This window comes from Pseudomonas sp. LFS074 (genome assembly GCF_047978165.1).
Classification (GTDB): domain Bacteria; phylum Pseudomonadota; class Gammaproteobacteria; order Pseudomonadales; family Pseudomonadaceae; genus Aquipseudomonas; species Aquipseudomonas putida_P.
The window spans coordinates 164,419-189,416 of the sequence record NZ_JBFPFV010000002.1; the positions used below are offsets into that span (position 1 = coordinate 164,419).

The window sequence follows — 24,998 nt, forward strand, 5'->3', positions numbered from 1 at the left end:
CGGGGCCATGACGCTCTTCACGACCGACTATCTGGAGTACTACCTCACCCTCGTGTCCTGGATCGTCAACAACGGTATCTGGGCCGTGCTGGTGTCCAGCGGGGTGTTCGCGCTGCCTTTCGTCGCCATCGTCGTGCAGGAGTGGCTGAAGGCCCGCGCGGAAGGCGCTGACGAGGGCAACAAAGGCGTTCTGAGTGCCGCCCGTATCGAGAACCGGGTGTTCGTCGCGATCGTGGTGGTGATGTTCGCGGGCATTCCGTTCATCGACGTGGACCTCAGCACCATCCAGTACGACAGCTCGCGCTCGGCGCAGTGCCAGGTCAGCGTGCCGCAGCCCACGGAAACCGGCTGGTCGCAGTCCTTCAGCACCATCAACAACCAGTCGGCGAAGGTGCCGGTCTGGTGGGCTTTCATGCACGCGCTCTCGCGCGCCGTCACGAGCGCCTCGGTAGCGGCGATCCCGTGCGGTACGGACCTGCGGCAGATGAGGATGGAGATCGACGCGACCCGCATTGACGACCCGGTACTGGCTCAGGAGGTCGCGGACTTCTCGCGGGATTGCTATGGGCCTGCGCGGGCCAAATTGTTCATGCAGCGCCCGGATCTCGATGAGCAGCAGATGCACGACGTAACCTGGATCGGCTCGCGCTTTTTCACGGACACGGGTGGCTACTACGACAGCTACCGCTCCAGCACGGCGCGCGAGGCATGGCCCTATGACGACACCCGCGATGCAGGCCTCGCGCAGGTTGCCAATGGTGGCGGCTACCCGACCTGCAGGCAGTGGTGGTCAGACGGCAGCAACGGCCTGCGCGCGCGGCTGCTGGGGCAAGTGGACCCGACCCTGCTGAATCGCCTGGCGGGCTGGGCCGGGTTCCTCAGCCGGGCCGAGGTGGACGATTCGGTGATCCGCGCCATCGCGTCACCGCGGCAGCAGAAACTGAACCAGGGCAGCGTCTATACGGACTACGGCGGCCAGATCGACAAGACCCTGCCGAACATCGTGACGCGCGCCACGGGCGACGTGGGGATGGCAGTCGGCGCGATTGCCGCGTTTCCTGCCATGGATGTCGTGCGCCAATCCCTGCCCATGATCCTCGCCTTACTGAAGATGGCGCTGGTCATCTGCATCCCGCTCGTGCTGGTTGTGGGCACCTACGACCTGAAGACGGTCGTCACCGTCAGCGTCGTGCAGTTCGCGCTGTTCTTCACGGACTTCTGGTTCCAGCTCGCACGCTGGATCGATTCAACGATTCTGGACGCGCTTTATGGCTGGGGCTTTGGCTGGAACCGGCCGCACACCAACTTTGACCCGCTGGTAGGGTTGAACAACGCCTTCGGCGACATGCTCCTGATGTTCGTCATGGGCACGATGTTCCTGGTTCTGCCGGGATTCTGGCTGGCGAGCCTTACCTGGGTTGGGATTCGGGCCGGGCACGTCATCCAGGGACTTTCCGATGGCAGCAAGAGCGCCGGCCAAGCTGGCGGCAAGGGTGCCGGGGCGCTCACCGGAGGAAAACTGAAATAGCGCGAGGCCGGTCAGTCGTCGGTGTACAACTCGTGCGACGTGTCGTTGTACAGGTTGGGATCGTAGCCCGGCGTCTTGCGCAGCTCGGTGAGGTCGGTGAAAGGCCACTCGTCCTCATCCGAAGTATTTGCAGCAGCAGCCCATCCCGCCGCCGCAACGCCCAGCATCACGAGTGCAAACCAAAACGCAACGTAGAGCAGCACCCCCAGTACAGCCAGCTTGGCTACCCACACGAGCGCGGTAGCGCCAGCTCGCGGCATGCCCTTGGACACCAACCAGTTCGACGCCCGCCGTTCGCGTCGCGCATAGGCACGCCATCCGCGGCCAAAGGCGCGGCCGAGGCGTTCTGCGGTGCTGGTGCGGGTCGTCGTGTTCATGGTCGTCTCCTGCTGTTGAGGAATGCCTATTCCAGTTTGCTCCACTTCATTCGGTTTGCGGCTTCAATGTGTTTTCTTGCTGCTTCAGGACGCTTCGTCATCCGGCCCCACCGGGCCGGGGTCGGGTTCAACGCCGATGCGGTAGGTAACAACGAAACGCGGCCAGTCCACATGGTCCACCAGGTCGATGTCCTCGATGACGCCAACCTTCGCTCCCGCACGCTCGAACAGGGCGATGCTCTTGGCGGGATAGTTGTTGCGCGACGGATAGAGCACCCCGTCGAACAGCGCCTGGCCATCATCTCCGAGCATCGCATGCACCTGGGCGGACACCCGCTGCGTGTGCGTGTAGTCGCGGCTGGCCAACTGCTCCAGGTTCAGGCCGAAGTAGCCCGCCATGACGCCCTGCGCCGTGAGATCGGCCAGAAACACGTCGTCCATCACGCCTACTGCGCGCACCATCCGGGCTTGGACTTCTTTCAGCGCGATCGAGCGTTGCGTGTCCGCAAGCCACTGGTGCTTGTGAAACACCGACTCCATCAGCGCCGTGGGCAGGTCGCGCCCCAGGTAGAGCACGCCGTAGGCCCCCGCTGGGTCATCGTAGCGATTCGTGCTGCTGCGGCCATAGTACAGCGGGCTGCCCCGATAGACGACGCGGCTCACATGCTGGAGCAGTTCACCGGCATCGATCAGGAACGAAGGCAGCTCGTGGCTCATGGCGGTCTCGCTTCAATGCACCTGGACGCCCAGCACGTTGAACACGGCCTCGGCCACGTCATCGATCGTGCCATGCGTCACCGCATCCACGGGCGAGCGACCACCCAGGCCTTCGAGGGGTTCGGACAGCGCGCGGTAGATCGTCCAGTGGTCGATGCCCTCGACCTCCTGGAGCACGGTTTGGGTCAACTGCTGCTTCACCGGGTCGAGCTGCCAGTCGGGCAGCTTCTGGCCGCGCGGCCCCACGTTCAGCGCCAGCAGCCGACGGGCGAGGATGTCCTTGTAGATTTGCTGGCGCGACTTGTCCGCCAGCTTGGCGAACTCGGCAGGCGGCAGGTTGTCCGGCTGGTTGAAGGCTTCCAGCAGCAAGGCGCGGCCTCGCTGGACATCGGTTTCAGCCGGTGTCCAGCGCGTGTCGGAGCGCAACGCGGCCGCCTTGCGCTGCAAGGCCTGCGCCACCGTTTCACCTTCCAGGTTGGCGGGCAGCGTCACCGCCTCCACGCGCTCGTGGATGAACGCCTGCAACTCAGCCGCGAACGCCGGTGCATCCCGGATTTCGACGGTATCGGCGAAGCGTCGCACATCCTCCACCGTGACTCGCGGCAGCCGGTCGGCAATGAATTCGATCGCAGTGGGCATGGTCAGCTCCCAGGTAGGTTTGAGACAGGATTCACTCTAGTCTCCTTTGTCGCATTTGTCAACTTAGTCGCCCGGGTGGGAGCCTACCTGGCGGTGTAGCGCCCCGGCAGCATAGGCCGGGGCCCAGCGCCAGGTCGCCGTCTAATCCATTCGTGCGGGTTCCGCATTGACGCTGGAGCCGCAGCCCAGGCCCCGCTATACCGAAACGGTTAAAGGCCAAAGGGTCGAAACGGCAAGGGAATGGGGTGCAAGGGGAAAGGCCCTACCTTGAAAAGGCCAAAAGGCCTCCCGCCCGGCCCGCCATCAGGACACCGACATGCTCTCCCTGTTCCAGCGAAAACGGCCCCCGGTCGCTGCCGCGCCGTCGCCAGCACCCGCCACCGACCTCCCGAAAGGGTTGATGCGGCCGGAGTCGGCCGCATCGTTGCTCGCCACCCCGCGCCGGCAGAAGCTGCTGGAACACATCTGGCAGCGCACCTCGCTTTCGCGCAAGCAGTTCGCCTCCCTGTACCGCGCGCCGCTGGAGCGCTACGCCGAGCTGGTCCAGGCCTTCCCGGCTTCCGAAGCGCATCACCATGCCTACCCGGGCGGCATGCTCGACCATGGCCTCGAAATCGTCGCCTACAGCCTAAAGCTGCGGCAGTCCCATCTGCTGCCCATCGGGGCCAGCCCCGAAGACCAGGCGGCGCAGGCCGAAGCCTGGACTGCGGCCGTCGCCTATGCCGCACTGCTCCATGACATCGGCAAGGTGGCCGTCGATCTGCACGTCGAGCTGGCCGACGGCAGCACCTGGCACCCATGGCACGGCCCGCTGCGCCAACCGTACCGCTTCCGCTACCGCGACGACCGCGAGTACCGGCTTCATAGCGCCGCGACAGGCTTGCTGTACCAGCAATTGCTCAATCGCGATCTGCTGGACTGGCTCAGTGGCTATCCATCCTTGTGGGCGCCGCTGCTCTACGTCTTGGCTGGGCAGTACGAGCACGCCGGGGTTCTGGGCGAGCTTGTCGTGCAGGCCGACCGCGCCTCCGTCGCCCAGGAGCTGGGCGGCGATCCCGCGCGCGCCATGGCCGCGCCCAAGCACTCGCTCCAACGCAAGCTGGTCAACGGGCTGCGCTACCTGCTCAAGGAAGAGCTGAAACTGAACCAGCCGGAGGCCTCCGATGGCTGGCTCACCGAGGACGCGCTGTGGCTGGTGAGCAAGACAGTCTCGGACAAGCTGCGCGCGCACCTGCTGTCCCAGGGGGTCGATGGCATCCCCGCGAACAACACGGCCGTGTTCAACGTGCTACAGGATCATGCCATGTTGCAGCCCACCGCCTCCGGCAAGGCCATCTGGCGCGCAACTATTACCAGTGAGAGTGGCTGGTCCCATGCCTTCACGCTCCTGCGCCTGGCCCCGGCGCTGATCTGGGAGCCCTCGGAGCGACCCAGCCCATTTGCGGGAACCGTGACCGTGGACAACGCCGGCGAGGCCGAGGACGGGCCGCGCCCGTCCGCACCCGACGCTGCATTGCTACCTGGAGCAGCGGTGGCAACGGAGAAGGAGCCCGCAGCAAGCAGCCGTCCAGATCAGTCGGGCGGAAGTCACGCCATACCTCCCAGCACGCAGCGCAATCCGGCCGACCCACTGGAAAGCATGCTGGCGATGTTCGAGACAACGCCTGAGCCGGAGCAGTCCGTCGAAGCCCCGCCAGAGGGTGCCGACGATGCAGCGGTGCCGCTCGACCCTCCCGCATCGGCCCCAGGTCCTTCGGCGCCGACCGCCGCGCCTGCGCCGCACGATTTCGCCTCATTTACCGGGCGGCCATCGGGCGAGCATTTCATGGCCTGGCTGAAACAGGCCGTCCAGACCCGCAAGCTCATCATCAATGACGCCAAGGCCCTGGTACATACCGTGTCCGACACGGTTTACCTGATCAGCCCTGGTGTTTTCCAGCGCTACGCACAAGAGCATCCAACCATTGGGCCGCTTGCGAAGGACGCGGCCCTGCAGGACTGGCAGTGGGTGCAGAAGCGCTTTGAAAAACTCGGACTCCACAGGAAACAGCCATCGGGTCTGAACATCAGGACGTGCGAGGTCATGGGACCGCGCAAAACGCGCCAGGTGCATGGCTATTTGCTCGAAGACCCATCGCACATATTCGATGCCGTTCCACCGAACAATCCTTATCTGTCGCTCAAATAGCCGACTAAGAGGGGAAGTGCCACACGTTCTGTTTGAACGGGTGGCAAGCTTCAGTCGATCCGAAGAGGCTCGAACGACTTGACGAGTTGGTCCACCGCCTTGACCTGCCGCAGCAGCGGTTCGAGCGTGTCCAGTGGCAGAGCGCTGGGTCCGTCACAACGTGCATGCGCCGGGTCGGCGTGTGCTTCGAGGAACAAACCGCCAATGCCGACCGCCATGCCGGCCCGCGCGAGTTCGGGCAACTGTTGGCGACGCCCACCCGAAGCCAACGCATCCGCTTCTCGCCGCTGCAGGCTATGGGTTACGTCGAACACCAGTGGCAGGCCACTGCTGGCAACGCTCATTTCGCGGAAGCCCAACATGTCCACGACGAGATTGTCGTAGCCGAACTGCGTGCCACGCTCGCACAGCAGGACGCGCGGGTTGCCAGCCTCGTGCAGTTTGTGGACGACATGCCTGATCTGGCCCGGGCTGAGGAACTGCGGCTTCTTGACATTCACTACCCGACCGGTGCGGGCAATGGCGGCCACCAGATCGGTCTGCCGGGCCAGGAAGGCCGGAACTTGCAGTACGTCGGCAACGGCAGCGACCTGCATGGCCTGCTCAACCTCATGCACGTCGGTCAAGACTGGGCATCCGAACCGCGACTTGACCGCATCGAGGACCCGCAGCCCTTCCTCCAGGCCGACACCTCGGAAAGAATGGATCGACGAGCGATTGGCCTTGTCGAACGACGCCTTGAAAACGAAGGGTATCCCCAGCTTGCGCGTCACCTCCGCGAAGTGCTCAGCCGCAGCCAGGGTCGTATCGAGATCCTCGATGACGTTGATGCCGCCGAACAGCACGAACGGCAGGTCGTTGGCGACTGTGATGCCCTCGGAAATGGCGACGTGCAGGGAGGTGGCTGATGATGTCGATCGCATAAAAATTCCTCTCGTGATGTCAACGACCGCAGGCGAAAGCGCCGAGCGTCGTCGGCGAAGAATGCCTCACGGTCTTGAGCTTTGCGTGCAGACGCGTCCACAACAGCGCTTACAGGGTCCGACCGGGGTCCGCACCGGCGACTCCGCCCGTGACCACGGTCTTCCTTCAGCGGCTCACTGAAGACCGAGCGCCTTCATCAGCCTCGGCTTCTGGCTCGCGAAGGTGCCATAGAAGACCTCGTCGCCGACGATCGTGATCGGGGCCACGCGCACGCCGGTTCGTGACTTGGCCTCCGCGGAAATCTTCGGGTCGGTCAGGTCGCGCTCTTCAAACGCGATGCCCTGCTGGGACAACCACTCCTTTAGTGCCCGGCAGTCCGGGCAAGTTGGAGTGCTATAGATGAGGATGCGCGGGGTGTTGGCTTGGTTCATGGTCGTGCCTTCACTTGCCCCGAGCGACAAGCCAACTCTTCATCATGGCGATCTCGCCTTCCTGCGCGGAGATGACCTCCTGAGCCAACTTGCGGACCTCCGGGTTCTTGCCGTACTGCAGCGCCACCTTGGCCATGTCGATCGCACCCTGGTGGTGCGGGATCATGCCGCGCATGAAGTCCACATCGGCGTCGCCGCTGAAGTCGATCATCATGTCCGCATGCATGCGGTCGTTGCCGGCACGGTAGGCGGCCGTCGAGGCATCGCCCGAGCTGCCGGCCGCCGCCTGCTGGCCGTTGTCGCCCAGCCACTTGTTCATCATGGCGATCTCGCCTTCCTGCACGGTGATGACCTCCTGGGCCAGCTTGTGAACCTCCGGGTCCTTGCCGTACTGCAGCGCCACCTTGGCCATGTCGATCGCGCCCTGGTGGTGCGGGATCATGCCACGCATGAAATCGACGTCGGCGTTGCCAGTGAACTGCGCTCCCATCCCGGCGTGCATCTGGTCGTTCACGGCGCGATACGCGGTCGTGGAAGGACTGTCATTGGCCGAGGCGCTGGAGGGCATCGCGTGCCCTTGGTGACCTCCGCCCGCACTGGCCTGCATCGCTTCACCCGACGGGACGACCACCTTCTTCTGGACGGCCATCAGGCCGGCGGCGACCACGACGGCGCCCGCAATGAACAAGAGGCTGAACTTGTTGACCTTCATGAAAAAACTCCTTGAATGAGGTTGATGGGTTCACTGTAGGGCCTCCCATTGTTGGAAGGTCAAGCCCTTATTTCGCCCGTCACTTGGCGCTGCACGGCGGTGTGCCCATGCCCATTTCAGTTGCAAGTAATTCTCAACAAAGGTAGGATGTTAGGACGTTAATAGCGAGAGTCCAGGATCATGTCCCAGCAACCGAAAGTTCACGACACCAGCGATTTCCCCATCGTCCGCTTCGACGGCGCAAGCATCTACAACGGATACAGCAGCGCCTGGTGCGCGGAAATGGATGAACTCGTCGCCTGCGGAAAGCCCTTCGTGCTTATCTACGTCGCGGGAGGGCCAGAAGAGACTCTCGACGATCGCGCTCAGCGCGGCGTCTGGCTGAAGACTCACAAGGAGACGCTTGGCGGCACATTGCTCGCGCTCATCCACGTCGAACCGGATTCGGATAAGCGAGCCCAGTTGGAGGCCATGCTGCCAAAGCTCGTCCAGGCTTTCGGTACACCGCAGTCCACCCGGGCCACCCACGCCGATGCCGAGGCGCTGGCCCGGTATGTCCTGGCGGGTGGTCGCGTCGAAGATTCGATATGAACAGCACCGTCCGGTCGCTGTAGCGCACCAAGGGCCTATCCATGAGGACCGGCTACCGCGTGCTCTCCGGGAAACAACCCGCGTTCCGATCAACGGGGCCGGCGACCGGCTGCTCGATGGAAAGCGGCATTGCCAGCGCGGGAGTCGCGCTCGGATCAACCCGATTTCTCAAGTGCCGCAATCAGCGGAGCGACCACGTTCCGCACAGCCGCCGCAGCTGCTTCTCCATCCTGGCGCTCGATAGCATCCACGATCGCCTCATGGGTCGCGAGACCCGGCTCGGGCAGTTCCTTGTCCTTCAGCGCAGTCAGCGTGTTCATGCGGACCGAGTTCGCGAAGTAGCGGTACAGCTCAGCCAGCGCGCCGTTGCCGCACATCCCGGCGATCGCGCAGTGGAAAGCCGTATCGGCCTCGGCAAAGGCCGCGCTCGATGCGTGTTGCTCCTGCTCGCCGCGGGCCTTCAACAGTCGGCGCAGCAGCCCAACGTCCGCCTTGGACCGATGCACCGCGGCCAACCTGGCCGCCTCGGTTTCCAGCATGCAGCGCAACGCGAAGTGCTCTCGCAAGCCGGAACGCCCGACACGGCGCATGACCTCGGCCGGATCGATATTGGTTCGCACGTAGGTGCCATCACCCTGGCGGACTTCCAGGACCTGGCCGTGCGAGAGCACGCGAATGGCTTCCCGCACCGTGTTGCGGCCAACCTCCAGCATCTCGGCCAGTTCCTGCTCCCTGGGGATGCGCTCGCCGACCTTCCAGGCGCCTCCCTCGATCTGGCCGCGGATCAGCTCAATCGTCGAATCGACGAGCGAACGCCGCGGCGCCTGTGGGAGTGTGAAGCGGTTATTCATCGCGGTTCTCAAATGACGTAGAGACGGGAGCCCATCGGACCTCGATTGTAGCAACTCAGGCCTTATACATAGGATGATTCTATGTATTTGACAAAAGAGCAATTTTAAAGAATATTAACTGTTTTTAGTAGTGAGGTTTCCAATGTCAGATATTATTCCCGGATATTGCACACTTTGCCGTTCGCGGTGTGGGACGCTGAGTGAAGTAGCAAATGACCACCTGATCAAGGTACGGGCTAACCCTGAACACCCTAATGGTAAGGCCATGTGTATGAAGGGGAAAGCGGCACCTGAGCTGGTGGACAGCGCAAATAGAATTCTGTACCCGATGAAGAGAACTCATCCTAAAGGTGCAGAGGATCCGGGCTGGCAACGTATAAGTTGGGAAGAGGCTATGTCAACGATAGCCGGACAACTGGAAAAATTTAAACGAGAGGATGGAGCTGAATCTGTCGCTTTCGGCTTTACGAGCCCAAGCGGTACCCCCCTCAGTGATGCAATTGAATGGTTAGAGCGATTTGTTCGTATCTATGGCAGCCCAAATACCAGCTATGGAACTGAGATATGTAACTGGCATAAAGACGTTGCACATCGATGGACCTTTGGCTGCGGCATTCCTGTTGCTGATTATTCCCATGCCGATCTTATTCTTCTTTGGGGGCATAACCCCGCGAATACTTGGCTTGCCCAGGCTAGTGCGATTGGTACTGGTCGAAATAACGGCGCAAAACTGATTGTCGTGGATCCTCGCCCGACACCCTTAGCGAAAGAAGCAAATGCCTGGCTTGATGTCAATCCTGGAACTGACGGTGCATTAGCTTTGGGGTTAAGCCATCTCCTGGTAGAACGAAACCTGTTTAATCATGAGTTTGTTCGAAACTGGACTAATGGTCCTTTGTTGGTTCGAAATGATAATGGTTATTTTCTTCGGGAAAAAGATATTAACCCACTTGCCATCAGTAATCGCTATACAGTTTGGGACGAACACAACCAGCAAGTCACATTTATCGATTCCGAGACTCGAACTGAAGAAACGCTGATGCCTACAGCTGCACTTGAGGGCAATGTTGAAGTCGCAATAGCTGATGGTGCAAAAATTTCCTGCCAAACGGCGTTTTCATCTTTTAAAGATATGTTGGCTAATTATGACCCAGAAAACGTAAGCCGTATCACCGGGGTATCTGTTGCGTCAATTGAAGCCGCTGCGAGTTTGATTGCCGGGGCCAAGAAAATCGCCTACCACAGTTGGTCTGGAGTGGCTCAACACACTAATGCCACCCAAACAGAACGTGCGATTGCGACACTGTATGCTTTAACCGGTTGTTTCGATCAGGAAGGATGTAATCGAATCTATGCCAGCCACCCGGTAAATGTGGTTAATTCACCGACATTGATGCCTAAATCACAATGGGATAAAGCATTAGGCCTTGAAGAAAGGCCTATCGGGCCGCCTTCACAAGGTTGGGTTCATTCTCAGGATATCTGGCATTCAGTATTAGAAGGTACACCCTATAAAATTCGCGGGTTAATTGGCTTTGGTGCCAACATATTACTTTCACAAAGTGATACTTCTCTCGGACAACAGGCGCTTGAGGCGCTTGAGTTTTATGCCCATGTAGATTTGTTTGAAACGCCTACATCAAAGTATGCTGATATCCTTCTGCCAGTTAACACTGCCTGGGAGCGCGAAGGCCTAAGAACCGGGTTTGAAAGTAGTGCTGCTGCTCAGGACCACATTCAGTTGAGAAAAAAAATGGTCTCTCCGCGCGGTGAAAGCCGTTCCGACCTTGAGATTGTTTTCGATCTTGCATGCCGGTTAGGAATGAATGAAGCGTTCTTCGACGGCAATATTGAGGCAGCCTGGAATTATCAACTAGAACCATTAGGTTTGACTGTTGAGATGCTCAGAAATAAGCCAGAAGGTTACGATATCCCGCTTGAGCATAAAGTCAGAAAATATGCTTTCAGAGACCCAAATAGTGGATATCTGGCAGGTTTCAATACAGAAACAAAACGTGCAGAGTTTTACTCTGAGATCCTTCATCACTATGGTTACAATCCTTTACCTGAGTATGTACAGCCGCAAGAATACCAGCGCAACGATCCTGATTATCCATTAATGCTGACATCCGTTAAAAGCGGATTCTTCTGTCATAGCCAACATCGAAGCCTGACTAGCCTACGAAAAAAAGCACCTTATCCAACGGTAGACATTTCGGCAACTCTGGCTGACGAAGAAGGTATCAAGACGGGGGATTGGGTAGAAATTGAAACGAGAGCAGGTCTTGCTCGATTTAGAGCAAAAGTGGAAGCCAAACTCTCTCATGAAACTGTAATTGCTGAGTTTGGGTGGTGGCAGGCTTGTCCTGATTTTGGCAAACCTTCATACCCGGTTAAAGGTGAGTACAGTAGCAATTACAATAGTTTAATCAGCGGTGATAGCTATGATCCAGTCAGCGGTGCTTTACCTTTGCGTTCATTCCGCTGCCGCATTCGCCGCTTGAATGATTTTGAGCTGATAAGGCGCCCCTGGGAAGGTCGTAAAACATTCAAAGTCATTGAACTGAAAAAAGAAGCAGATAATGTTACGACAATTACCTTCCAATCGAACAGTGAAGGCTACTTACCTGATTATGAACCGGGCCAGCATATCACTGTTAGCTGTTGTCCGATGAGCGATTCTGAAGAGATCGTTACCCGGGCGTATTCGCTGACAGGCCCTGCGTTTGTTCATGACCGTAAAACCTATTCCATTTCTGTCCGTCATCAGAAAGCGACTGATGAGAAAGGTGAGTATGTTGAAGGAATAATGTCATCCTACATAAACACGCATTTGCAGATAGGCAAGGATGTTGAACTTACCCCTCCTGGGGGGAATTTCATTGTCCCGCTCAATGCCGTCCAGCCTGTCGTAATCTTTGCTGGCGGTATTGGAATTACTCCATTCATTTCCTATCTGGAGTCTATTAACCCCCAAGCGGAAGGTCCGGAGATCTGGCTTTTCTATGCTAATCAAAATAGTAGGCTACATGCGTTTAAGAAAAGAATTGCGGAGCTAAATGCGTCTATTGACAGGCTTAAAGTAATTAATATCTACAATCAGCCCCTCGACTGTGATATTCCAGGATTGGATTATGATAGAGCTGGTTACGTTGGTGCGGGAGATGTCGAGGCATATCTTATTGAGAATAATGCTCGTTATTACATGTGTGGTCCGCAGCCTATGATGGATGCGATATCGCGAGGGCTTCAGGAGAGAGGTGTACCTGCATTTGCTATTTTCTACGAGATATTTCGTTCTCCAGCAAAAATAAATAATGATCCCTCATTACGTCATAAAGTCATTTTTGCAAAATCAGGAAGAACAGAGATTTGGACCACGGATAAAGGTACTCTACTTAATTTTGGGGAAAAGCTTGGGATTCAAATGCCTAGTGGTTGTCGTGTTGGACAATGTGAAAGCTGTTCAACTAGGGTGATTGCAGGGAACGTACAGCATCTGAATGGTGTGGAGCCCTCTGATGAGGGGGCATGTTTGACATGTCAGTGCATTCCTGCCGGTGATATCACGATTGATGCTTGAGGTAAGTACTAGCTATTAGCATCCTTTACATCAGGCCATTTCAGTGGCCTGATTTTTTCTATGAATAACATTATGTTTTAAACAATTTTCAATTTTTTGTACGAATTCACCTCAATAGCCGATTTAATCAATTTTATCAGTGCGATCTTTCTAAGTTTTTATCATCCTCCCCCTTGACCTTCCAGTTACTACAAGCTTTAGCCTGTAAGAAATTATACCAATTGCATTAATTAATTGACCAACTTTATCCACTCTCTCCAACAGAGATTTTTGACTCGTTCAACATCCGCAATGAATGTATTCCAAGCGCGAGAGACCTGTTCCACTATTTCTTCGTAACCTCGAAATACGCGGTTTGATAAGCAACGTTGCCGTAACCATTGCCATACTTGCTCCATCGGGTTCAGCTCCGGAGAATAAGGTGGGAGTTTTAACAGACTGACATTGGTAAATGGGCTGGCCGTATCGATCGTATGCCAGCCCGCGCCATCCATTACAACAACGGCATGACGCCCAGGCTCTGTCGCTTCACTTATTAATTTCAGATGCTGCTTCATCACCTCTTTATTCACAAGAGGGCTGATAAGCGCCTGAGTATTACCATTGCTCGGACACACCGCCCCAAAGACATAGCCATAATCGAATTGCTGTTGCTTTACTACTCTTGGCCTGCTGCCCTTGGCTGCCCATATTCTGGACGTCTGATTTTGCTGACCGAATCGTGCTTCGTCTTGAAACCAGACGTCAACGCGATCCAGAGGAAGATGACCGGGAGTGTGAAGGATCGTTTCCAGCAGGAAATTTTTTAAAAGTGTCCTGGGTTTGTTGTGATTGTTTAGGGTGTTTAGAGCGACTGGTTATCCAACTGAAACCGAGCGCATCCATGATGCGGTATACGTTTCGCAACTGATAATCGATTTGGAAGGTGTCGCTAATGTATTGTCGTACATCCTGTGCAATCAAACGCCCCCCCTCCTTTTTAACCGCATTTTCTTTGATAAAATGTGCGATCTGTTCTCGCTGGGAGACGGAGAGCTGACAGGGTCTACCCGGACTAGGTTTGGATTGCAGACCTTCAAGTCCGTGCGCCAGATAGTTGGATACCCAGGTATTAACACTGCCTCTGGCAACCCCAAGGTAAGTTGCTATCTGGGTTCGTGTTTCCCCATTCTTGAAATGATACAAAGCTAGATAGCGGGTTCGCAGTTGCCCGTTGGAGGTTTGCTTTGCTAATTGTTTAAAGTCGTCGGCTGTATGCATATCAAAATCACTCGAATATGAATACCACTATTAGATCAAACTTTTAAGACAATTGGTATTACTACAGACGCCAACTTCGGACTGGCCGAAGAGTTTTGGTGAATGAAAGGATCGTTATGATGAAAATGAAAGTTGGGATATTGCTGATGGCAGTTGCAGTGACAGCCAATACAGAAGTGGTACTTGCAAATGATGATGCAAGCGAAACGCAAAAAAAAACTGCAAATGCGCCTGCAGGTCCACAGGTACCCGTGGCTGTTGCCGTATCACGGAATATTATACCTTCTGCTGAATTTACCGGTTCTTTAGCGGCTATTAAAACAGTGGAGCTACGCCCCAGGGTAGGAGGGGCAATCGAATCTGTTACGGTGCCGGAGGGAAGTCTGGTTCAGAAAGGACAGATGTTATTTCAAATCGATCCGCGGCCCTACCAGGTTGTGCTTGATAGTGCACAAGCGCAATTACGACAGGCAGAAGCTCAGGCGTTCCAGGCAAGCCGCAATTACGAGCGTATTAGCCGTCTGGTAAACGGAGGTGCTGTTTCGCGTAAAGACTATGATGATGCATCTTCTGAGAAAAATGCCCGCGTTGCACAGGTTCAGGTATCGAAGGCTGCAGTCGAAGCAGCAAAGCTGGATTTGTCATACTCGCGTGTGACTGCGCCAATTGATGGCCGTATCGATCGGATTTTAGTAACTGAAGGTAACTTGGTTAGCAGCAGCCAGGGGGGGGCCGCGACTCTATTGACAACAATCGTTTCGTCCGACCCTTTATATGTTTATTTTGATATTGATGAAGCGACATATCTCAATACTGTCAGTAAGGCTCGGCCTGATGTTGTCGGACGTAGCAACGAAAAATTACCCGTACATATAGGTCTGGCAAATGAGAAGGGGTATCCGCACGGGGGGGCGCTTGATTTTGTTGGCAACCAAATTGATCGTAATACCGGCACTGTTCGTGTCCGGGCTATTATCCCGAATGCTGATGGTCTTCTTACTCCTGGAGCATTTGCCAGAGTTCAGTTAGGCACTGGTAGTGAGCAAAAAGTAATTTTGGTAAACGATCAAGCCGTAGGCACAGATCAGGGCAATAAGTATGTCCTTGTTGTTGATGCCAATAATAAGGCGCAGTATCGCCCGATAGTGTTGGGGCCAATGGTCGATGGATTACGTGTTATCAGCGACGGTCTGAAGGCCGGGGAAAAAATTATCATAAAAGGGCTCGTACGACCGGGGATGGCCGTTACGCCAGACATCGTATCGATGCAAACGCTGTTGAGCGTACCTGAGAGGCAGCCTGAAGGTGCATCTAAAAAATCGAATGGCAAAAATGAGGGAGGTAGTAAATGAAATTTCCTCATTTCTTCATCCAGCGCCCCATATTTGCAATTGTCTTATCAGTTTTTATGCTGATAGCGGGTTCTTTAGCGTTTTTTCAACTTCCTCTCAGTGAATATCCGTCCGTAACACCGCCAACCGTTCAGGTAACGGCAAGCTACCCCGGAGCAAACCCCAATGTAATAGCAGATACTGTTGCCGCCCCGCTTGAGCAAGCCATCAATGGGGTTGAAGGCATGCTTTACATGAGTTCTCAAACTGCTTCTGACGGCCGAATGATTTTAACCATCTCTTTCAGACAGGGAACTGACCCCGATATTGCGCAAATTCAGGTTCAGAATCGGGTATCACGGGCTTTGCCTCGGCTACCAACGGAAGTCCAGCAAATAGGGGTTGTGACTGAAAAAACCTCGCCGGATATTCTTATGGTGGTGCATTTGTTCTCTCCTGATGAGCGTTATGATCCACTTTATGTTTCTAACTATGCAATGTTAAACGTACGTGATGAGCTTTCACGCTTACCAGGTGTCGCAAGCATAGCGCTGGGAGGTGAAGGGGAATATGCCATGCGAGTATGGTTAGATCCTAATAAAGTGGCTTCCAGAGGGTTAACATCAAGTGATGTCACTGCTGCGATTAAAGAACAAAACGTTCAGGTAGCGGCTGGCTCTGTCGGACAGCAACCTAATGCATCGTCATCATTCCAGGTCACTGTGAATGCCTTAGGGCGCCTAACTACTGAGGAACAGTTCGGCGATATAGTTATTAAAACCGGAGATGACGGACAAATTACGCGCTTGCGTGATGTGGCTCGTCTTGAACTCGGTTCAGATAACTACTCCATGAGGAGTTTACTAAATAATAAAAATGCAGTGGGTATGCAGATTGTTATGACCCCGGGCGCCAATGCACTTGAGGTGTCTGCATCGGTAAGGTCAACAATGGAACGCCTGAAAGTAAGGTTTCCGGAAGGTATTCAGTACAGTATCGCTTATGATCCGACCGTGTTTGTTAGTGCTTCCCTGAAATCTGTCACGACGACTTTATTAGAGGCCACAATATTAGTTGTGCTGGTCGTGATGCTATTTTTGCAAACATGGAGAGCATCAATCATCCCATTGATCGCAGTGCCTATTTCATTAGTGGGTACGTTTGCATTAATGGATGTATTTGGGTTCTCACTCAATACGCTATCTTTATTTGGTCTGGTTCTTTCAATTGGTATTGTTGTTGATGATGCAATCGTTGTGGTTGAGAACGTTGAGCGCCATATTGCAAAAGGACTCTCACCAAAAGACGCCGCAAGAAAAGCAATGGACGAGGTAACGGGGCCAATTCTGGCTATTACCTCAGTACTGGCAGCTGTGTTTATTCCATCAGCATTCCTCTCGGGGCTTCAGGGCGAATTCTATCGTCAATTTGCATTGACGATTGCTATCTCAACGATTTTATCGGCTATCAACTCCTTAACATTGTCTCCGGCATTAGCTTCCGTACTACTGAAACCACATCAAGGTATAGAGAAGCAAGATTTGTTGACTCGTGTAATGGATCGTTTTTTCGGATCTTTTTTCCGTCGTTTTAACCGTTTCTTTGATAGCCTGTCGAATTCCTATGTTGGGACGATTCGACGTATCGTTCGCGGAAGTACAATTGTACTCATTCTGTATGCTGGTTTTCTGGCACTGACCTTCCTGGGCTTCAAACAGGTTCCTGGTGGTTTTGTGCCTGCTCAGGATAAATATTGCCGACGGCCTGTGCTTCGTTGCGCGCGACATGCGATTTTCCACCACGCCCGTGCGAGCGGGATTTTTTTCAACACCTTTTGGAGTATTTCGACCATGAACAACATGCAGCACGCCCTGTCATTCAGGCCCCTTCGTTCTTCAGACGGCTTGCGCTGCCGTCCGGTGCAGGCTTTGGGAGCGATATTCCTCGGGCTGGCTTCACTCGCCTATAGCGTCACGTCGCAGGCGGCAGATGAGCCAGAGAACGTGAAGGTGGTCCGGCAATACCTTGACGCCTGGAATGGCGGGCGAACCGACGCGATGGAAAAAGTGCTCGATTCCAACGTCGTCTATTTCAATACCAGCAATGAAGCGTCCCGCACTGGGCCTCAAGCCATTACCGAAGTCTCGCAGTTTCTGATGAAAATCCTGCCCGACCGAAAAATGAAAATCCGTTCGCAGCCGGTTGCCTCCGGCGATGGTGTGGCGATCGAGTGGGAATTCACCGCCACCAAGAACAGCAATGGCGGGACGTCGCCCTCCAGTTCGACCATCAGTTATTTCGGCGCGAGCTTCTTCCGTGTTTCGAACGGAAAGATTGTCTATGCCAGCGACTACTACAACCACAACACCATGCAGAAGCAGCTTCAGCAGTAACGTAAATCCGCAAACAGGAAATCACCGACATGTCCCGCTTCATCATGCACAAGCCCTCGGCGCCGCCAGCGCAGCGGTGAGGCAAGCGCTTTTCCTCAATCCAAGGTAATTGCGCTGGTGACTTGATGAATATCTGACACGCCGGTTATCGAGCCTTGTCTCGATGAAATAGAAATCCCGAATGAAACTACCAACCACGAAGCAGGAACTCCTTGACAAGGTTCGCGCCAGCCACCGAAAGCTCGGGGTAGAAGCTGCCACCATTCCCGCCAGCCACTACCGGCACACGGCCATGATCTGGCAGGAGCCGCGCCTGCATACCAACGCTGCGATGGTCCTGGTGGACGTCATCGTCTGGAACACGATGATCCTGCAGTTCGCGCATGATCGGACGCCTGGACCTTCGGCGTCCTTTTACTCGCCGAGTGCGATGGCGCAGCGGGCCGAGCGTCTTTCTGCCGGCTTCCAGCGCCGTTTCGCGGGCAGAGACCTTCGCGAGCTGGAAGCCATGCTCACGGAGGGACAGGACCGGGTGCTCGACTGCGTGGCGCACCATTCGAACGCCTCGCTTTTCGATCCCGCGTTGAGCCCGATGAAGACCCTCGGGCGCAAGATCCAGTTCTTCACCTCCACCGCCTACGACGACGCGCTGTCGAGGCTGCGCCAGTGGAAGCAGGTGCTGTAGCGGCCGAGGCGACCCACTGCGCGGAGCGCCTCTTGCACCGCTCCGATCAGACCGGAGCTGGCAGCGCCGGCTTTCGCGCGGCCTGCCACAGCAGCGGCACCAGGATCAGCGCCAGGGCCGGGAAGATCATCCAGTTGACCGCCTGCCAGCCCGAGCTGTGCAGGATCGATCCCGCGAGGAACGACACGGCCGCCGTGGCGGCGAAGACGAAGAAATCGTTCATGCCCTGCGCCTTGCTGCGCTCGGCCGGGGTGTGGCAATCGGTGACCATCGCCGTCGCGCCGATGAAGCTGAAGTTCCAGCCGATGCCCAGCAGCGCCAGCGAGCCCCAGAAGTGGGACAGGCCGAGCCCGCCCAGGGCCACCACCCCGGAGGCGGCGAGCAGCACCATGCCGACGGCGGTCACGCGCTCCTTGCCGTAGCGCACCATCAGTCGTCCTGTGAAAAAGCTCGGCCCGAACATCGCCAGCAGGTGCCACTGTATTCCTAGGGCGGCGTTGTCCACCGAATGCCCGTGGTTGACCATCGCCACCGGCGCGGCCGTCATCACGAACGCCATCACCCCATAGGACACCACGCCCGCAGCCACGGCCAGCAGATAGCGCGGCATCGCCAAGAGCTGCAGCACCGTCCGACCGCTATCGGCGACTGCTTCGGCCTGGGTCTGGCTCGGCGTGCGCAGCATCAGCAGGATCGGCAAGGCGATCAGCGGCAGCAGCGCCTGGCTGAGGAAGCTGCCAACGTAGGGCGTGCCCGCTACCGCATCGCGCGTGAAGATCACCAACTGCGGCCCGATGATGGCGCCCGCGAGACCGCCCACCATGACCCAGGAAATGGCCTTGGCCTTAAGCGCGTCCTCGGCGGTGACGGCGGCTGCGAAGCAGTAGCCCACAGCAGGAAATCGAACTATGAAACGAATAACCCCTTTCCTTCTGGTCGCAGTACTCGGGGGCACTGAAGCAGGCCAGCGTGTCTACTCATCGCGCATGAATTGCCTGACAACCTTTCAAATTTAGAGAAGATAAATTGAAGTTCTGACGGGAATTTCTCAGTAAAAGAATCCTATCTTTCTCGTCAACAGACTGAACGGCACCCCCTGAGTTTTTATGCATATATTCAAGATCGGCAAATTCTTTAATGATTCACCACAAAAAAGGCGGGAAGCCCATTGAGCGATCCCGCCATAGCAAAAAACTCAAACATGCTCACATCAGGAAACTTTACCCTGAAACGATCCCTTGAAATTTAAGCGCATAGTAATAATAAGATTTAGCCATTAGCCGAATCTTCCAAAGTTGGCGCACTGCTTGCTACGTTTTTAAGCGACTCCGCCATAGTGAAGTACGGAGACCACTGTTTTGCAAGTTGGTCAACCGTAAGTCCTGCGGAGATAATATAGGTTGCAGCTGCAATAACCTCTCCAGCAGATTCGCCTACCATATGAATACCCAGAATCCTTCCTGTCTCACGCTCGGATATCATCTTGATTATCCCTTTGTCGTGACGACTTACAATAGCACGTAGAACAAAGGAAACCGGAATTTCACGAACATCATAGGCAATTTGGGCCGCCTCAGCCTGCATAGGAGTCATGCCGACAGCAGCCATCTCGGGCGACGTGAAAATGACGCGGGGCAAGGCGGTGTAGTCTAGGGACCGAGGCTCGTTGCCCAGAGCATTGCTCGCGGCCACGGTCCCCTGCGCACTAGCGACATACACTAATTGAGCCATACCAGTGACATCGCCCGCTGCCCAGATGCGAGGATTTGAGGTTCGCAGATGTTCGTCCACAATTATTTCGCCTCGATCGCCCCTGGACACATTGACAGCATCCAAGTTGAGTCCTTCAGTTGCCGGACGGCGCCCCGTCGCTATGAGAATCTTATGGGCGAAAATTTGCTGAGTACGTCCTTCGGCGACGACAGTTGCAAGCACCCCGCTCTCGTGTGGTACGACGTTTGTCAGATTGGCGCCAGTATGGAACATGATGCCCTCCGCTGACAGCGCCTGCTCCAGTGCCGCAGAAATCGCGGGATCCTCGAACGGTGCAATTCGAGGAGCTATCTCGACCACTTCAACCTTGCTGCCCAGTCGAGCGAACAATTGACCTTGCTCCAGACCGATCGCATTGCCGCCGACGACCAGCATGGACTCAGGCACCTGCTCAAGGGACATGGCCGAGCCGGAAGTGAGAAAGTCCACCTCACTGAGGCCAGGAATGGAAGGAATGAATGGCGCTGCCCCACTGGCGATCAGTACCTGCTTGGCGTACACCAGGTTTGTGTTTCCGTCTGAGTCCGCGACGACGAGCGCTACGATATCTGGCTCATCTGACGCTACAAAGGTCGCCTTGCCGCGAAATACCGCAATACCTGCATCCTTGGGTGCTTGTACATGGAAAGACTGCCGGAAGTGCCCGATCATTTGATCTTTATCTCTGACAAGCAAAGACAAGTCGACAGGCCCGGCCGAGGTCGCTATACCTGGGAACTTCCCATGCGCAGCAGACATGCGAGCAGAAGCCGCCGCAAGCAACGTCTTTGAAGGAACGCATCCTACATTGAGACAGGTCCCTCCTGCCAACCCCTGTTCGATCATGGCGACTGTTTTGTCGAGCCTACGTGCTTCGTTCGCTGCGGCTCTAGCCGCCGAACCGGAACCTATCGTGACTAGATCATAGATGACGGAGGGCTGTTGTGCGGAAGCCGCTGTTGTCGTGTTCATAAAAGAAGCCTCAAGGAAATTGCAAAGAAAGAGACAGATCGGTCTCCTTGAGGGATTGTAGACAACCCTGTCTCCTTGTGTCAACATGTCGCGTATGAATCCTCACAACGATGAATAACATCATGGACAAAAAAGAACAGTTAGTCGCAACTGCCTTTAACCTTTTTTATAAGTACGGCATTCATGCTGTTGGCATCAATCGGGTACTTGAAGAGTCCGGCATTGCCAAGAAAACGCTATATAACCATTTCTCCAGCAAGGAAGATCTAATTGCTGCGACCGTCGAATATTGTGATCAGCAGTATTTCTCTTGGCTCGATTTGCGTTTGCACGAAGCGACGCCAGGTAGGGACGCCTTGTATGCCATGCTTGATGCTTTTGACGATCTGTTTCAGGGTCTCGATCAATCCAAGCCACTTTTCTTGGGTTGTTATTTCATTAATGTCAGCGCCGAATTCAGCAATCCGGATCATGATATACATAAGCTTTGCGCCCGAAACAAAGAGGCTATGCTGCGATGGATCACACACCACACTTCACTTGTCATAACGTCCAGAGAATCGATAGTTCAAATCTCTGAAACAATTGCTATGTTGCTTGAAGGGGCGATTATTCAGGCTCACGTTCTTGGAGATCTGCACGCTGCTCGCAAAGCCAAAGCCGTGGTTAAACTGCTTCTTGATAAATCTAACTAACTAACTAACTAACTAAATTCATCTGTCCATACAACTCTTTGACCATCAATAAAGGTGGAACGGCAAAGTAGCTTTCCGAAGTTTCAGCAGTGGAGACAAGTCGTGTAGTGCCGGAACGGGCCACTTATCGGCTTCCAGTCCTCGATCAATGCCCCAAGTCAAGTCAGTTGCAACCGTACCGCCCCTGCCACAGCAGCGGCACCAAGATCAGCGCCAAGGCCGGGAAGATCATCCAGTTGACCGCTTGCCAGCCCGAGCTGTGCAGGATCGACCCCGCGAGGAACGACACGGCCGCCGTGGCGGCGAAGACGAAGAAGTCGTTCATGCCCTGCGCCTTGCCCCGCTCGGCCGGGGTGTGGCAGTCGGTGACCATCGCCGTGGCGCCGATGAAACTCAAATTCCAGCCGATGCCCAACAGCGCCAGCGAGCCCCAGAAGTGGGACAGGCCGAGCCCGCCCAGGGCCACCACCCCGGAGGCGGCGAGCAGCACCATGCCGACGGCGGTCACGCGCTCCTTGCCGTAGCGCACCATCAGTCGCCCGGTGAAGAAGCTCGGCCCGAACATCGCCAGCAGGTGCCACTGTATTCCTAGGGCGGCGTTGTCCACCGAATGCCCGTGGTTGACCATCGCCACCGGCGCGGCCGTCATCACGAACGCCATCACCCCATAGGACACCACGCCCGCAGCCACGGCCAGCAGATAGCGCGGCATCGCCAAGAGCTGCAGCACCGTCCGACCGCTATCGGCGACTGCTTCGGCCTGGGTCTGGCTCGGCGTGCGCAGCATCAGCAGGATCGGCAAGGCGATCAGCGGCAGCAGCGCCTGGCTGAGGAAGCTGCCAACGTAGGGCGTGCCCGCTACCGCATCGCGCGTGAAGATCACCAACTGCGGCCCGATGATGGCGCCCGCGAGACCGCCCACCATGACCCAGGAAATGGCCTTGGCCTTAAGCGCGTCCTCGGCGGTGTCGGCGGCTGCGAAGCGGTAGCTCTGCACATACGCGCCGTAGAAGCCCGCCAGGAAGGTGCCGGCGCAGAAGATCCAGAACGAGGCCAGCATGATGCCCAACGCGGCGATCAGGCCCGAGGCCACGCCGAAGCCGACCCCCACCACGTATCCGTTGCGGCGGCCATGGTGCCGCATGATGAAGGCGGCAGGCAAGGTGCCGATGGCAAGACCCAGGCCGAACAGACTCACGGGCAAGGTGATCCAGGCCGAATTCTTGGCAAGCTGCTGGCCGACCAGCCCACCCAGCGACATCACGATGGGCGCGCTGGCGCCGCCGAGCGCCTGCGCGGCGGTGAGAACGCCGATGTTTCGGCGCGTGATGCTCTGGTCGGTCATGGGCGTCTTTCTTATTCGTTTGTCTGGCCGGAAATATTACACGCATGAATATATATTCAGTTATATGGACATGCGATGCTCACGAACCATCGCGAGCCGGTCCATCCTCGGAAGCCCCGGCGGAAGCAGCACCGTGCAGGGCCAATGCGAGCAGGTGCTCTTTCACCTGGATCAGTTGCTCCATGCGTTCCTCAACACAGGCGAGATGGCCTTGGACAGCCTGCCTTAGCAGCTCAGGTTCCAGGAACCCCTCATGTGCCCAACCCAGTAGGCGGCGCACGTCATCCAGGCCGATTCCCGAGGCACGGTAGTTGCGAATCAGGTGAAGCCGTTCGACATGGGCCGGGCCATAGCGCCGATAGTTGTTGCGTGACCGCTCCGGGGCTTGCAACAGGCCCTCCCGCTCGTAGAACCGAATGTTCTCCGGGGGGGTGCCCGTCAAGCGCGCAAGTTCACCGATCCTCATCCGGTTCTCCGTGCGCAACGATGGGGAACGCCGCCGTTGCGCATAGCCCTTATCCCGGCGACCGGGCGGATGGTTGCCCGGTGGCGCCCGATTGCACCGTGTGCTCAGTCCAGCCGCCACCCAGCGCCTTGTAGAGGTGGATGAGGTTGTTCAGCCGCGTCAGGCGCGTGCGCACCAGGGTCTGCTGCGCACCGTACTGTGTGCGTTGCGCATCGAGCAAGGTGAGGTTGTCGTCCACGCCTTCCTGGAAGCGTTGCTCGGCTAGTTGGTAGGCTTTCTGGCTAGCCGCTACCAGGAGCTGCTCCGAGCGGATCTGCTCATCAAGCGTGCGCTTGCCCGCCAAGCCGTCAGCCACCTCAGCAAAGGCCGCCTGGATAGACTTCTCGTAGTTGGCGATTTCGATCCTCTTTTGTACCTGTGCCACGTCCAGATTGGCTCGCAACGCGCCGCCGCGGAAGATGGGCAGCGTGATCTGCGGCAGGAAGCTCCAGGCCCGCGAGCCCGAATCGAACAGGCCGTCCAGCGAAGCGCTGGCCGTGCCCGCCGAGCCCGTGAGGCTAATCGTCGGGAAGAACGCGGCCCGCGCCGCGCCGATGTTGGCGTTGGCGCCGATCAGCATCTGCTCGGCGGCGCGGATGTCCGGCCGACGCGCGAGCAGTTCGGACGGCAGGCCGCTCGGCAGGTCGGTCGGCACGATGTCGTCCGGCAGCGCCACGGCCTCGTCAAGCTGCCGGGACAGCTCCGGCGTCAGCGGCTGGCCCAGCAGCAGCACCAGCGCGTTGCGGTCCTTGGCCGCCTGCCGCGTGTAGGCGGCGCGGTTGGCCTCGGCGGTGCGCAGCGCGATCTCCGCGCGGCGCAGGTCGAGCTGCGTGGAATTTCCCGCTTCCACCAGTTGGGTGGTCAGGTCATAGGAGCGCTTCTGTGTGGCGAGGGTGTCGCTCGTCAGGCGCAGCAGTTCCTGGTCGGCGCGCAGCGTGAGGTAGGCGCTGGCCACCTCGGACACCAGGCTCATCTGCGTGGCGATGCGGGTCTCGTCGAGGGCCAGGTAGGACGCCAGCGCCCGGTCGTTGAGGCTGCGGATGCGGCCCCACAGGTCCAGCTCCCAGGCGGCCGTCACCCCGGCCACGTCGTAGCGCCGGAGCACGTCGCTTTGCCCCGTGGTACTGAGGTCGGCCGGTACGCGCTCTGACGCGCCGCGGGCGGAAACGCCCAGGTTCGGCAGCATCTCGGCACGCTGGATACGGTACAGCGCCTGAGCCGCCTCCACGTTGAGCGCGGCTTTGTGCATGTCGCGGTTGTTCTCCAGCGAAATGCCGATCAACTGCTGCAGCAGCGGGTCGCGGAAGAAGTCCCGCCAACCGATCTCGGCCGTGATCGCGTCGTCGGGCGTCGCGGCCGCCAGTTCCACATAGGCCGCGCCCGAGGGATAGGCCGTGTCGATCGGCGCTGCGGGCCGGTCATACTTCGGTGCCATGGAGCAGCCAGCCAGCGCCGCCGCGAGGGCGAGCGGCGCCAGCGTCCTGGCGGGTCGTGTGAATGCGAAAGATGTTTTCATGTC

Annotated in this window: 21 protein-coding genes and 1 pseudogene; 9 read left to right on the top strand and 13 right to left on the bottom strand. The window is 56.9% G+C overall.

Translation table 11 applies throughout. The annotated features are described in order from the left end of the window. The first annotated feature begins 7 nt into the window (after nt 1–7). Nucleotides 8–1,528 carry a conjugal transfer protein TraG N-terminal domain-containing protein gene (locus ACNQP3_RS18920; RefSeq protein WP_003821126.1) on the top strand — a complete coding sequence of 507 codons (1,521 nt, stop codon included), beginning with the start codon at nt 8–10 and terminating at the stop codon, nt 1,526–1,528. An 11-nt stretch (nt 1,529–1,539) separates the two neighbouring features. Here ACNQP3_RS18920 and ACNQP3_RS18925 read toward each other — a convergent pair whose 3' ends face one another. The 3 genes from ACNQP3_RS18925 to ACNQP3_RS18935 all read right to left on the bottom strand — a co-directional run bounded on the left by ACNQP3_RS18925 (nt 1,540) and on the right by ACNQP3_RS18935 (nt 3,261). Next, entirely contained in the window at nt 1,540–1,905 is a 366-nt protein-coding gene (locus ACNQP3_RS18925; RefSeq protein WP_003821127.1) for a DUF3742 family protein, read from the bottom strand. An 84-nt stretch (nt 1,906–1,989) separates the two neighbouring features. Next, the gene (locus tag ACNQP3_RS18930) at nt 1,990–2,622 is read right to left on the bottom strand and encodes an RES family NAD+ phosphorylase (protein ID WP_012614066.1); all 633 of its coding nucleotides are present in this window, start codon (nt 2,620–2,622) and stop codon (nt 1,990–1,992) included. Nucleotides 2,623–2,634: 12 nt separating this feature from the next. After that, nucleotides 2,635–3,261 carry an integrase gene (locus tag ACNQP3_RS18935; protein WP_003821129.1) on the bottom strand — a complete coding sequence of 209 codons (627 nt, stop codon included), beginning with the start codon at nt 3,259–3,261 and terminating at the stop codon, nt 2,635–2,637. Between the two features lie 316 nt (nt 3,262–3,577). Between ACNQP3_RS18935 and mobH the strand changes: the two genes are divergently transcribed. After that, nucleotides 3,578–5,449, top strand: a complete 1,872-nt coding sequence (gene mobH, locus ACNQP3_RS18940) for a MobH family relaxase (protein WP_003821130.1) — start codon at nt 3,578–3,580, stop codon at nt 5,447–5,449. Between the two features lie 50 nt (nt 5,450–5,499). Here the strand turns inward: mobH and kdsA are convergent, their stop codons facing one another. The 3 genes from kdsA to ACNQP3_RS18955 all read right to left on the bottom strand — a co-directional run bounded on the left by kdsA (nt 5,500) and on the right by ACNQP3_RS18955 (nt 7,516). Continuing rightward, entirely contained in the window at nt 5,500–6,372 is an 873-nt protein-coding gene (gene kdsA, locus ACNQP3_RS18945; protein WP_003821131.1) for a 3-deoxy-8-phosphooctulonate synthase, read from the bottom strand. 174 nt (nt 6,373–6,546) lie between these two features. Then, nucleotides 6,547–6,804 carry a glutaredoxin family protein gene (locus ACNQP3_RS18950; RefSeq protein WP_003821132.1) on the bottom strand — a complete coding sequence of 86 codons (258 nt, stop codon included), beginning with the start codon at nt 6,802–6,804 and terminating at the stop codon, nt 6,547–6,549. Nucleotides 6,805–6,814: 10 nt separating this feature from the next. Then, nucleotides 6,815–7,516 (bottom strand): DUF305 domain-containing protein, encoded by a 702-nt coding sequence (locus tag ACNQP3_RS18955; protein ID WP_003821133.1) that lies wholly within the window; start codon nt 7,514–7,516, stop codon nt 6,815–6,817. 180 nt (nt 7,517–7,696) lie between these two features. On the opposite strand from ACNQP3_RS18955, the gene ACNQP3_RS18960 reads away from it, so the two are divergent. Further along, entirely contained in the window at nt 7,697–8,107 is a 411-nt protein-coding gene (locus ACNQP3_RS18960) for a hypothetical protein (RefSeq protein WP_012614065.1), read from the top strand. 155 nt (nt 8,108–8,262) lie between these two features. Here ACNQP3_RS18960 and ACNQP3_RS18965 read toward each other — a convergent pair whose 3' ends face one another. Then, nucleotides 8,263–8,958 (bottom strand): FadR/GntR family transcriptional regulator, encoded by a 696-nt coding sequence (locus ACNQP3_RS18965; RefSeq protein ID WP_003821135.1) that lies wholly within the window; start codon nt 8,956–8,958, stop codon nt 8,263–8,265. Nucleotides 8,959–9,100: 142 nt separating this feature from the next. Between ACNQP3_RS18965 and ACNQP3_RS18970 the strand changes: the two genes are divergently transcribed. Next, nucleotides 9,101–12,541, top strand: a complete 3,441-nt coding sequence (locus ACNQP3_RS18970; protein WP_073661981.1) for a molybdopterin-dependent oxidoreductase — start codon at nt 9,101–9,103, stop codon at nt 12,539–12,541. Nucleotides 12,542–12,771: 230 nt separating this feature from the next. Here the strand turns inward: ACNQP3_RS18970 and ACNQP3_RS18975 are convergent. Continuing rightward, a protein-coding gene (locus ACNQP3_RS18975; RefSeq protein ID WP_161789755.1) for an IS630 family transposase occupies nt 12,772–13,801 on the bottom strand; the annotation gives its coding sequence in 2 pieces (ribosomal slippage) (nt 12,772–13,348 and nt 13,347–13,801; 1,032 coding nt in all). A gap of 119 nt (nt 13,802–13,920) precedes the next feature. Between ACNQP3_RS18975 and ACNQP3_RS18980 the strand changes: the two genes are divergently transcribed. The 4 genes and pseudogenes from ACNQP3_RS18980 (at nt 13,921) to ACNQP3_RS18995 (ending at nt 18,210) form a co-directional block, all read left to right on the top strand. Continuing rightward, nucleotides 13,921–15,153 (top strand): efflux RND transporter periplasmic adaptor subunit, encoded by a 1,233-nt coding sequence (locus tag ACNQP3_RS18980; RefSeq protein ID WP_073661980.1) that lies wholly within the window; start codon nt 13,921–13,923, stop codon nt 15,151–15,153. Further along, nucleotides 15,150–16,883 (top strand): annotated as a pseudogene (locus ACNQP3_RS18985) (efflux RND transporter permease subunit); the annotation flags it as partial. The gene ACNQP3_RS18980 and the pseudogene ACNQP3_RS18985, both read left to right, overlap by 4 nt. A gap of 108 nt (nt 16,884–16,991) precedes the next feature. Further along, nucleotides 16,992–17,525 (top strand): nuclear transport factor 2 family protein, encoded by a 534-nt coding sequence (locus ACNQP3_RS18990; RefSeq protein WP_223656234.1) that lies wholly within the window; start codon nt 16,992–16,994, stop codon nt 17,523–17,525. A gap of 181 nt (nt 17,526–17,706) precedes the next feature. Then, nucleotides 17,707–18,210, top strand: a complete 504-nt coding sequence (locus tag ACNQP3_RS18995; RefSeq protein ID WP_003821138.1) for a ClbS/DfsB family four-helix bundle protein — start codon at nt 17,707–17,709, stop codon at nt 18,208–18,210. Between the two features lie 46 nt (nt 18,211–18,256). Here the strand turns inward: ACNQP3_RS18995 and ACNQP3_RS19000 are convergent, their stop codons facing one another. Both ACNQP3_RS19000 and merA read right to left on the bottom strand, forming a co-directional pair. Further along, a complete protein-coding gene (locus tag ACNQP3_RS19000; protein ID WP_024082530.1) occupies nt 18,257–19,102 on the bottom strand; it encodes an MFS transporter in 846 nt (281 codons plus the stop codon). Nucleotides 19,103–19,479: 377 nt separating this feature from the next. Further along, nucleotides 19,480–20,934 carry a mercury(II) reductase gene (gene merA, locus ACNQP3_RS19005; RefSeq protein ID WP_003821139.1) on the bottom strand — a complete coding sequence of 485 codons (1,455 nt, stop codon included), beginning with the start codon at nt 20,932–20,934 and terminating at the stop codon, nt 19,480–19,482. 122 nt (nt 20,935–21,056) lie between these two features. Between merA and ACNQP3_RS19010 the strand changes: the two genes are divergently transcribed. Further along, nucleotides 21,057–21,629 (top strand): TetR/AcrR family transcriptional regulator, encoded by a 573-nt coding sequence (locus ACNQP3_RS19010; RefSeq protein WP_017638772.1) that lies wholly within the window; start codon nt 21,057–21,059, stop codon nt 21,627–21,629. A gap of 163 nt (nt 21,630–21,792) precedes the next feature. Here the strand turns inward: ACNQP3_RS19010 and ACNQP3_RS19015 are convergent, their stop codons facing one another. The 3 genes from ACNQP3_RS19015 to ACNQP3_RS19025 all read right to left on the bottom strand — a co-directional run bounded on the left by ACNQP3_RS19015 (nt 21,793) and on the right by ACNQP3_RS19025 (nt 24,995). After that, nucleotides 21,793–22,974 carry an MFS transporter gene (locus tag ACNQP3_RS19015; RefSeq protein ID WP_012614063.1) on the bottom strand — a complete coding sequence of 394 codons (1,182 nt, stop codon included), beginning with the start codon at nt 22,972–22,974 and terminating at the stop codon, nt 21,793–21,795. A 79-nt stretch (nt 22,975–23,053) separates the two neighbouring features. Beyond that, nucleotides 23,054–23,440: a MerR family transcriptional regulator gene (locus ACNQP3_RS19020; RefSeq protein ID WP_015912830.1), complete on the bottom strand. Its 387-nt coding sequence runs from the start codon at nt 23,438–23,440 to the stop codon at nt 23,054–23,056. Between the two features lie 49 nt (nt 23,441–23,489). Beyond that, nucleotides 23,490–24,995, bottom strand: coding sequence for an efflux transporter outer membrane subunit (locus tag ACNQP3_RS19025; RefSeq protein ID WP_003821143.1), 1,506 nt, complete (start codon nt 24,993–24,995; stop codon nt 23,490–23,492). Nucleotides 24,996–24,998: the final 3 nt, after the last annotated feature.

Bases quoted from the DNA above. Each gene is read 5' to 3' on its own strand.
- ACNQP3_RS18920 (WP_003821126.1), top strand. From the start codon at position 8: ATGACGCTCTTCACGACCGACTATCTGGAGTACTACCTCACCCTCGTG.
- ACNQP3_RS18925 (WP_003821127.1), bottom strand. From the start codon at position 1,905: ATGAACACGACGACCCGCACCAGCACCGCAGAACGCCTCGGCCGCGCC.
- ACNQP3_RS18930 (WP_012614066.1), bottom strand. From the start codon at position 2,622: ATGAGCCACGAGCTGCCTTCGTTCCTGATCGATGCCGGTGAACTGCTC.
- ACNQP3_RS18935 (WP_003821129.1), bottom strand. From the start codon at position 3,261: ATGCCCACTGCGATCGAATTCATTGCCGACCGGCTGCCGCGAGTCACG.
- mobH (WP_003821130.1), top strand. From the start codon at position 3,578: ATGCTCTCCCTGTTCCAGCGAAAACGGCCCCCGGTCGCTGCCGCGCCG.
- kdsA (WP_003821131.1), bottom strand. From the start codon at position 6,372: ATGCGATCGACATCATCAGCCACCTCCCTGCACGTCGCCATTTCCGAG.
- ACNQP3_RS18950 (WP_003821132.1), bottom strand. From the start codon at position 6,804: ATGAACCAAGCCAACACCCCGCGCATCCTCATCTATAGCACTCCAACT.
- ACNQP3_RS18955 (WP_003821133.1), bottom strand. From the start codon at position 7,516: ATGAAGGTCAACAAGTTCAGCCTCTTGTTCATTGCGGGCGCCGTCGTG.
- ACNQP3_RS18960 (WP_012614065.1), top strand. From the start codon at position 7,697: ATGTCCCAGCAACCGAAAGTTCACGACACCAGCGATTTCCCCATCGTC.
- ACNQP3_RS18965 (WP_003821135.1), bottom strand. From the start codon at position 8,958: ATGAATAACCGCTTCACACTCCCACAGGCGCCGCGGCGTTCGCTCGTC.
- ACNQP3_RS18970 (WP_073661981.1), top strand. From the start codon at position 9,101: ATGTCAGATATTATTCCCGGATATTGCACACTTTGCCGTTCGCGGTGT.
- ACNQP3_RS18980 (WP_073661980.1), top strand. From the start codon at position 13,921: ATGAAAATGAAAGTTGGGATATTGCTGATGGCAGTTGCAGTGACAGCC.
- ACNQP3_RS18990 (WP_223656234.1), top strand. From the start codon at position 16,992: ATGCAGCACGCCCTGTCATTCAGGCCCCTTCGTTCTTCAGACGGCTTG.
- ACNQP3_RS18995 (WP_003821138.1), top strand. From the start codon at position 17,707: ATGAAACTACCAACCACGAAGCAGGAACTCCTTGACAAGGTTCGCGCC.
- merA (WP_003821139.1), bottom strand. From the start codon at position 20,934: ATGAACACGACAACAGCGGCTTCCGCACAACAGCCCTCCGTCATCTAT.
- ACNQP3_RS19010 (WP_017638772.1), top strand. From the start codon at position 21,057: ATGGACAAAAAAGAACAGTTAGTCGCAACTGCCTTTAACCTTTTTTAT.
- ACNQP3_RS19015 (WP_012614063.1), bottom strand. From the start codon at position 22,974: ATGACCGACCAGAGCATCACGCGCCGAAACATCGGCGTTCTCACCGCC.
- ACNQP3_RS19020 (WP_015912830.1), bottom strand. From the start codon at position 23,440: ATGAGGATCGGTGAACTTGCGCGCTTGACGGGCACCCCCCCGGAGAAC.
- ACNQP3_RS19025 (WP_003821143.1), bottom strand. From the start codon at position 24,995: ATGAAAACATCTTTCGCATTCACACGACCCGCCAGGACGCTGGCGCCG.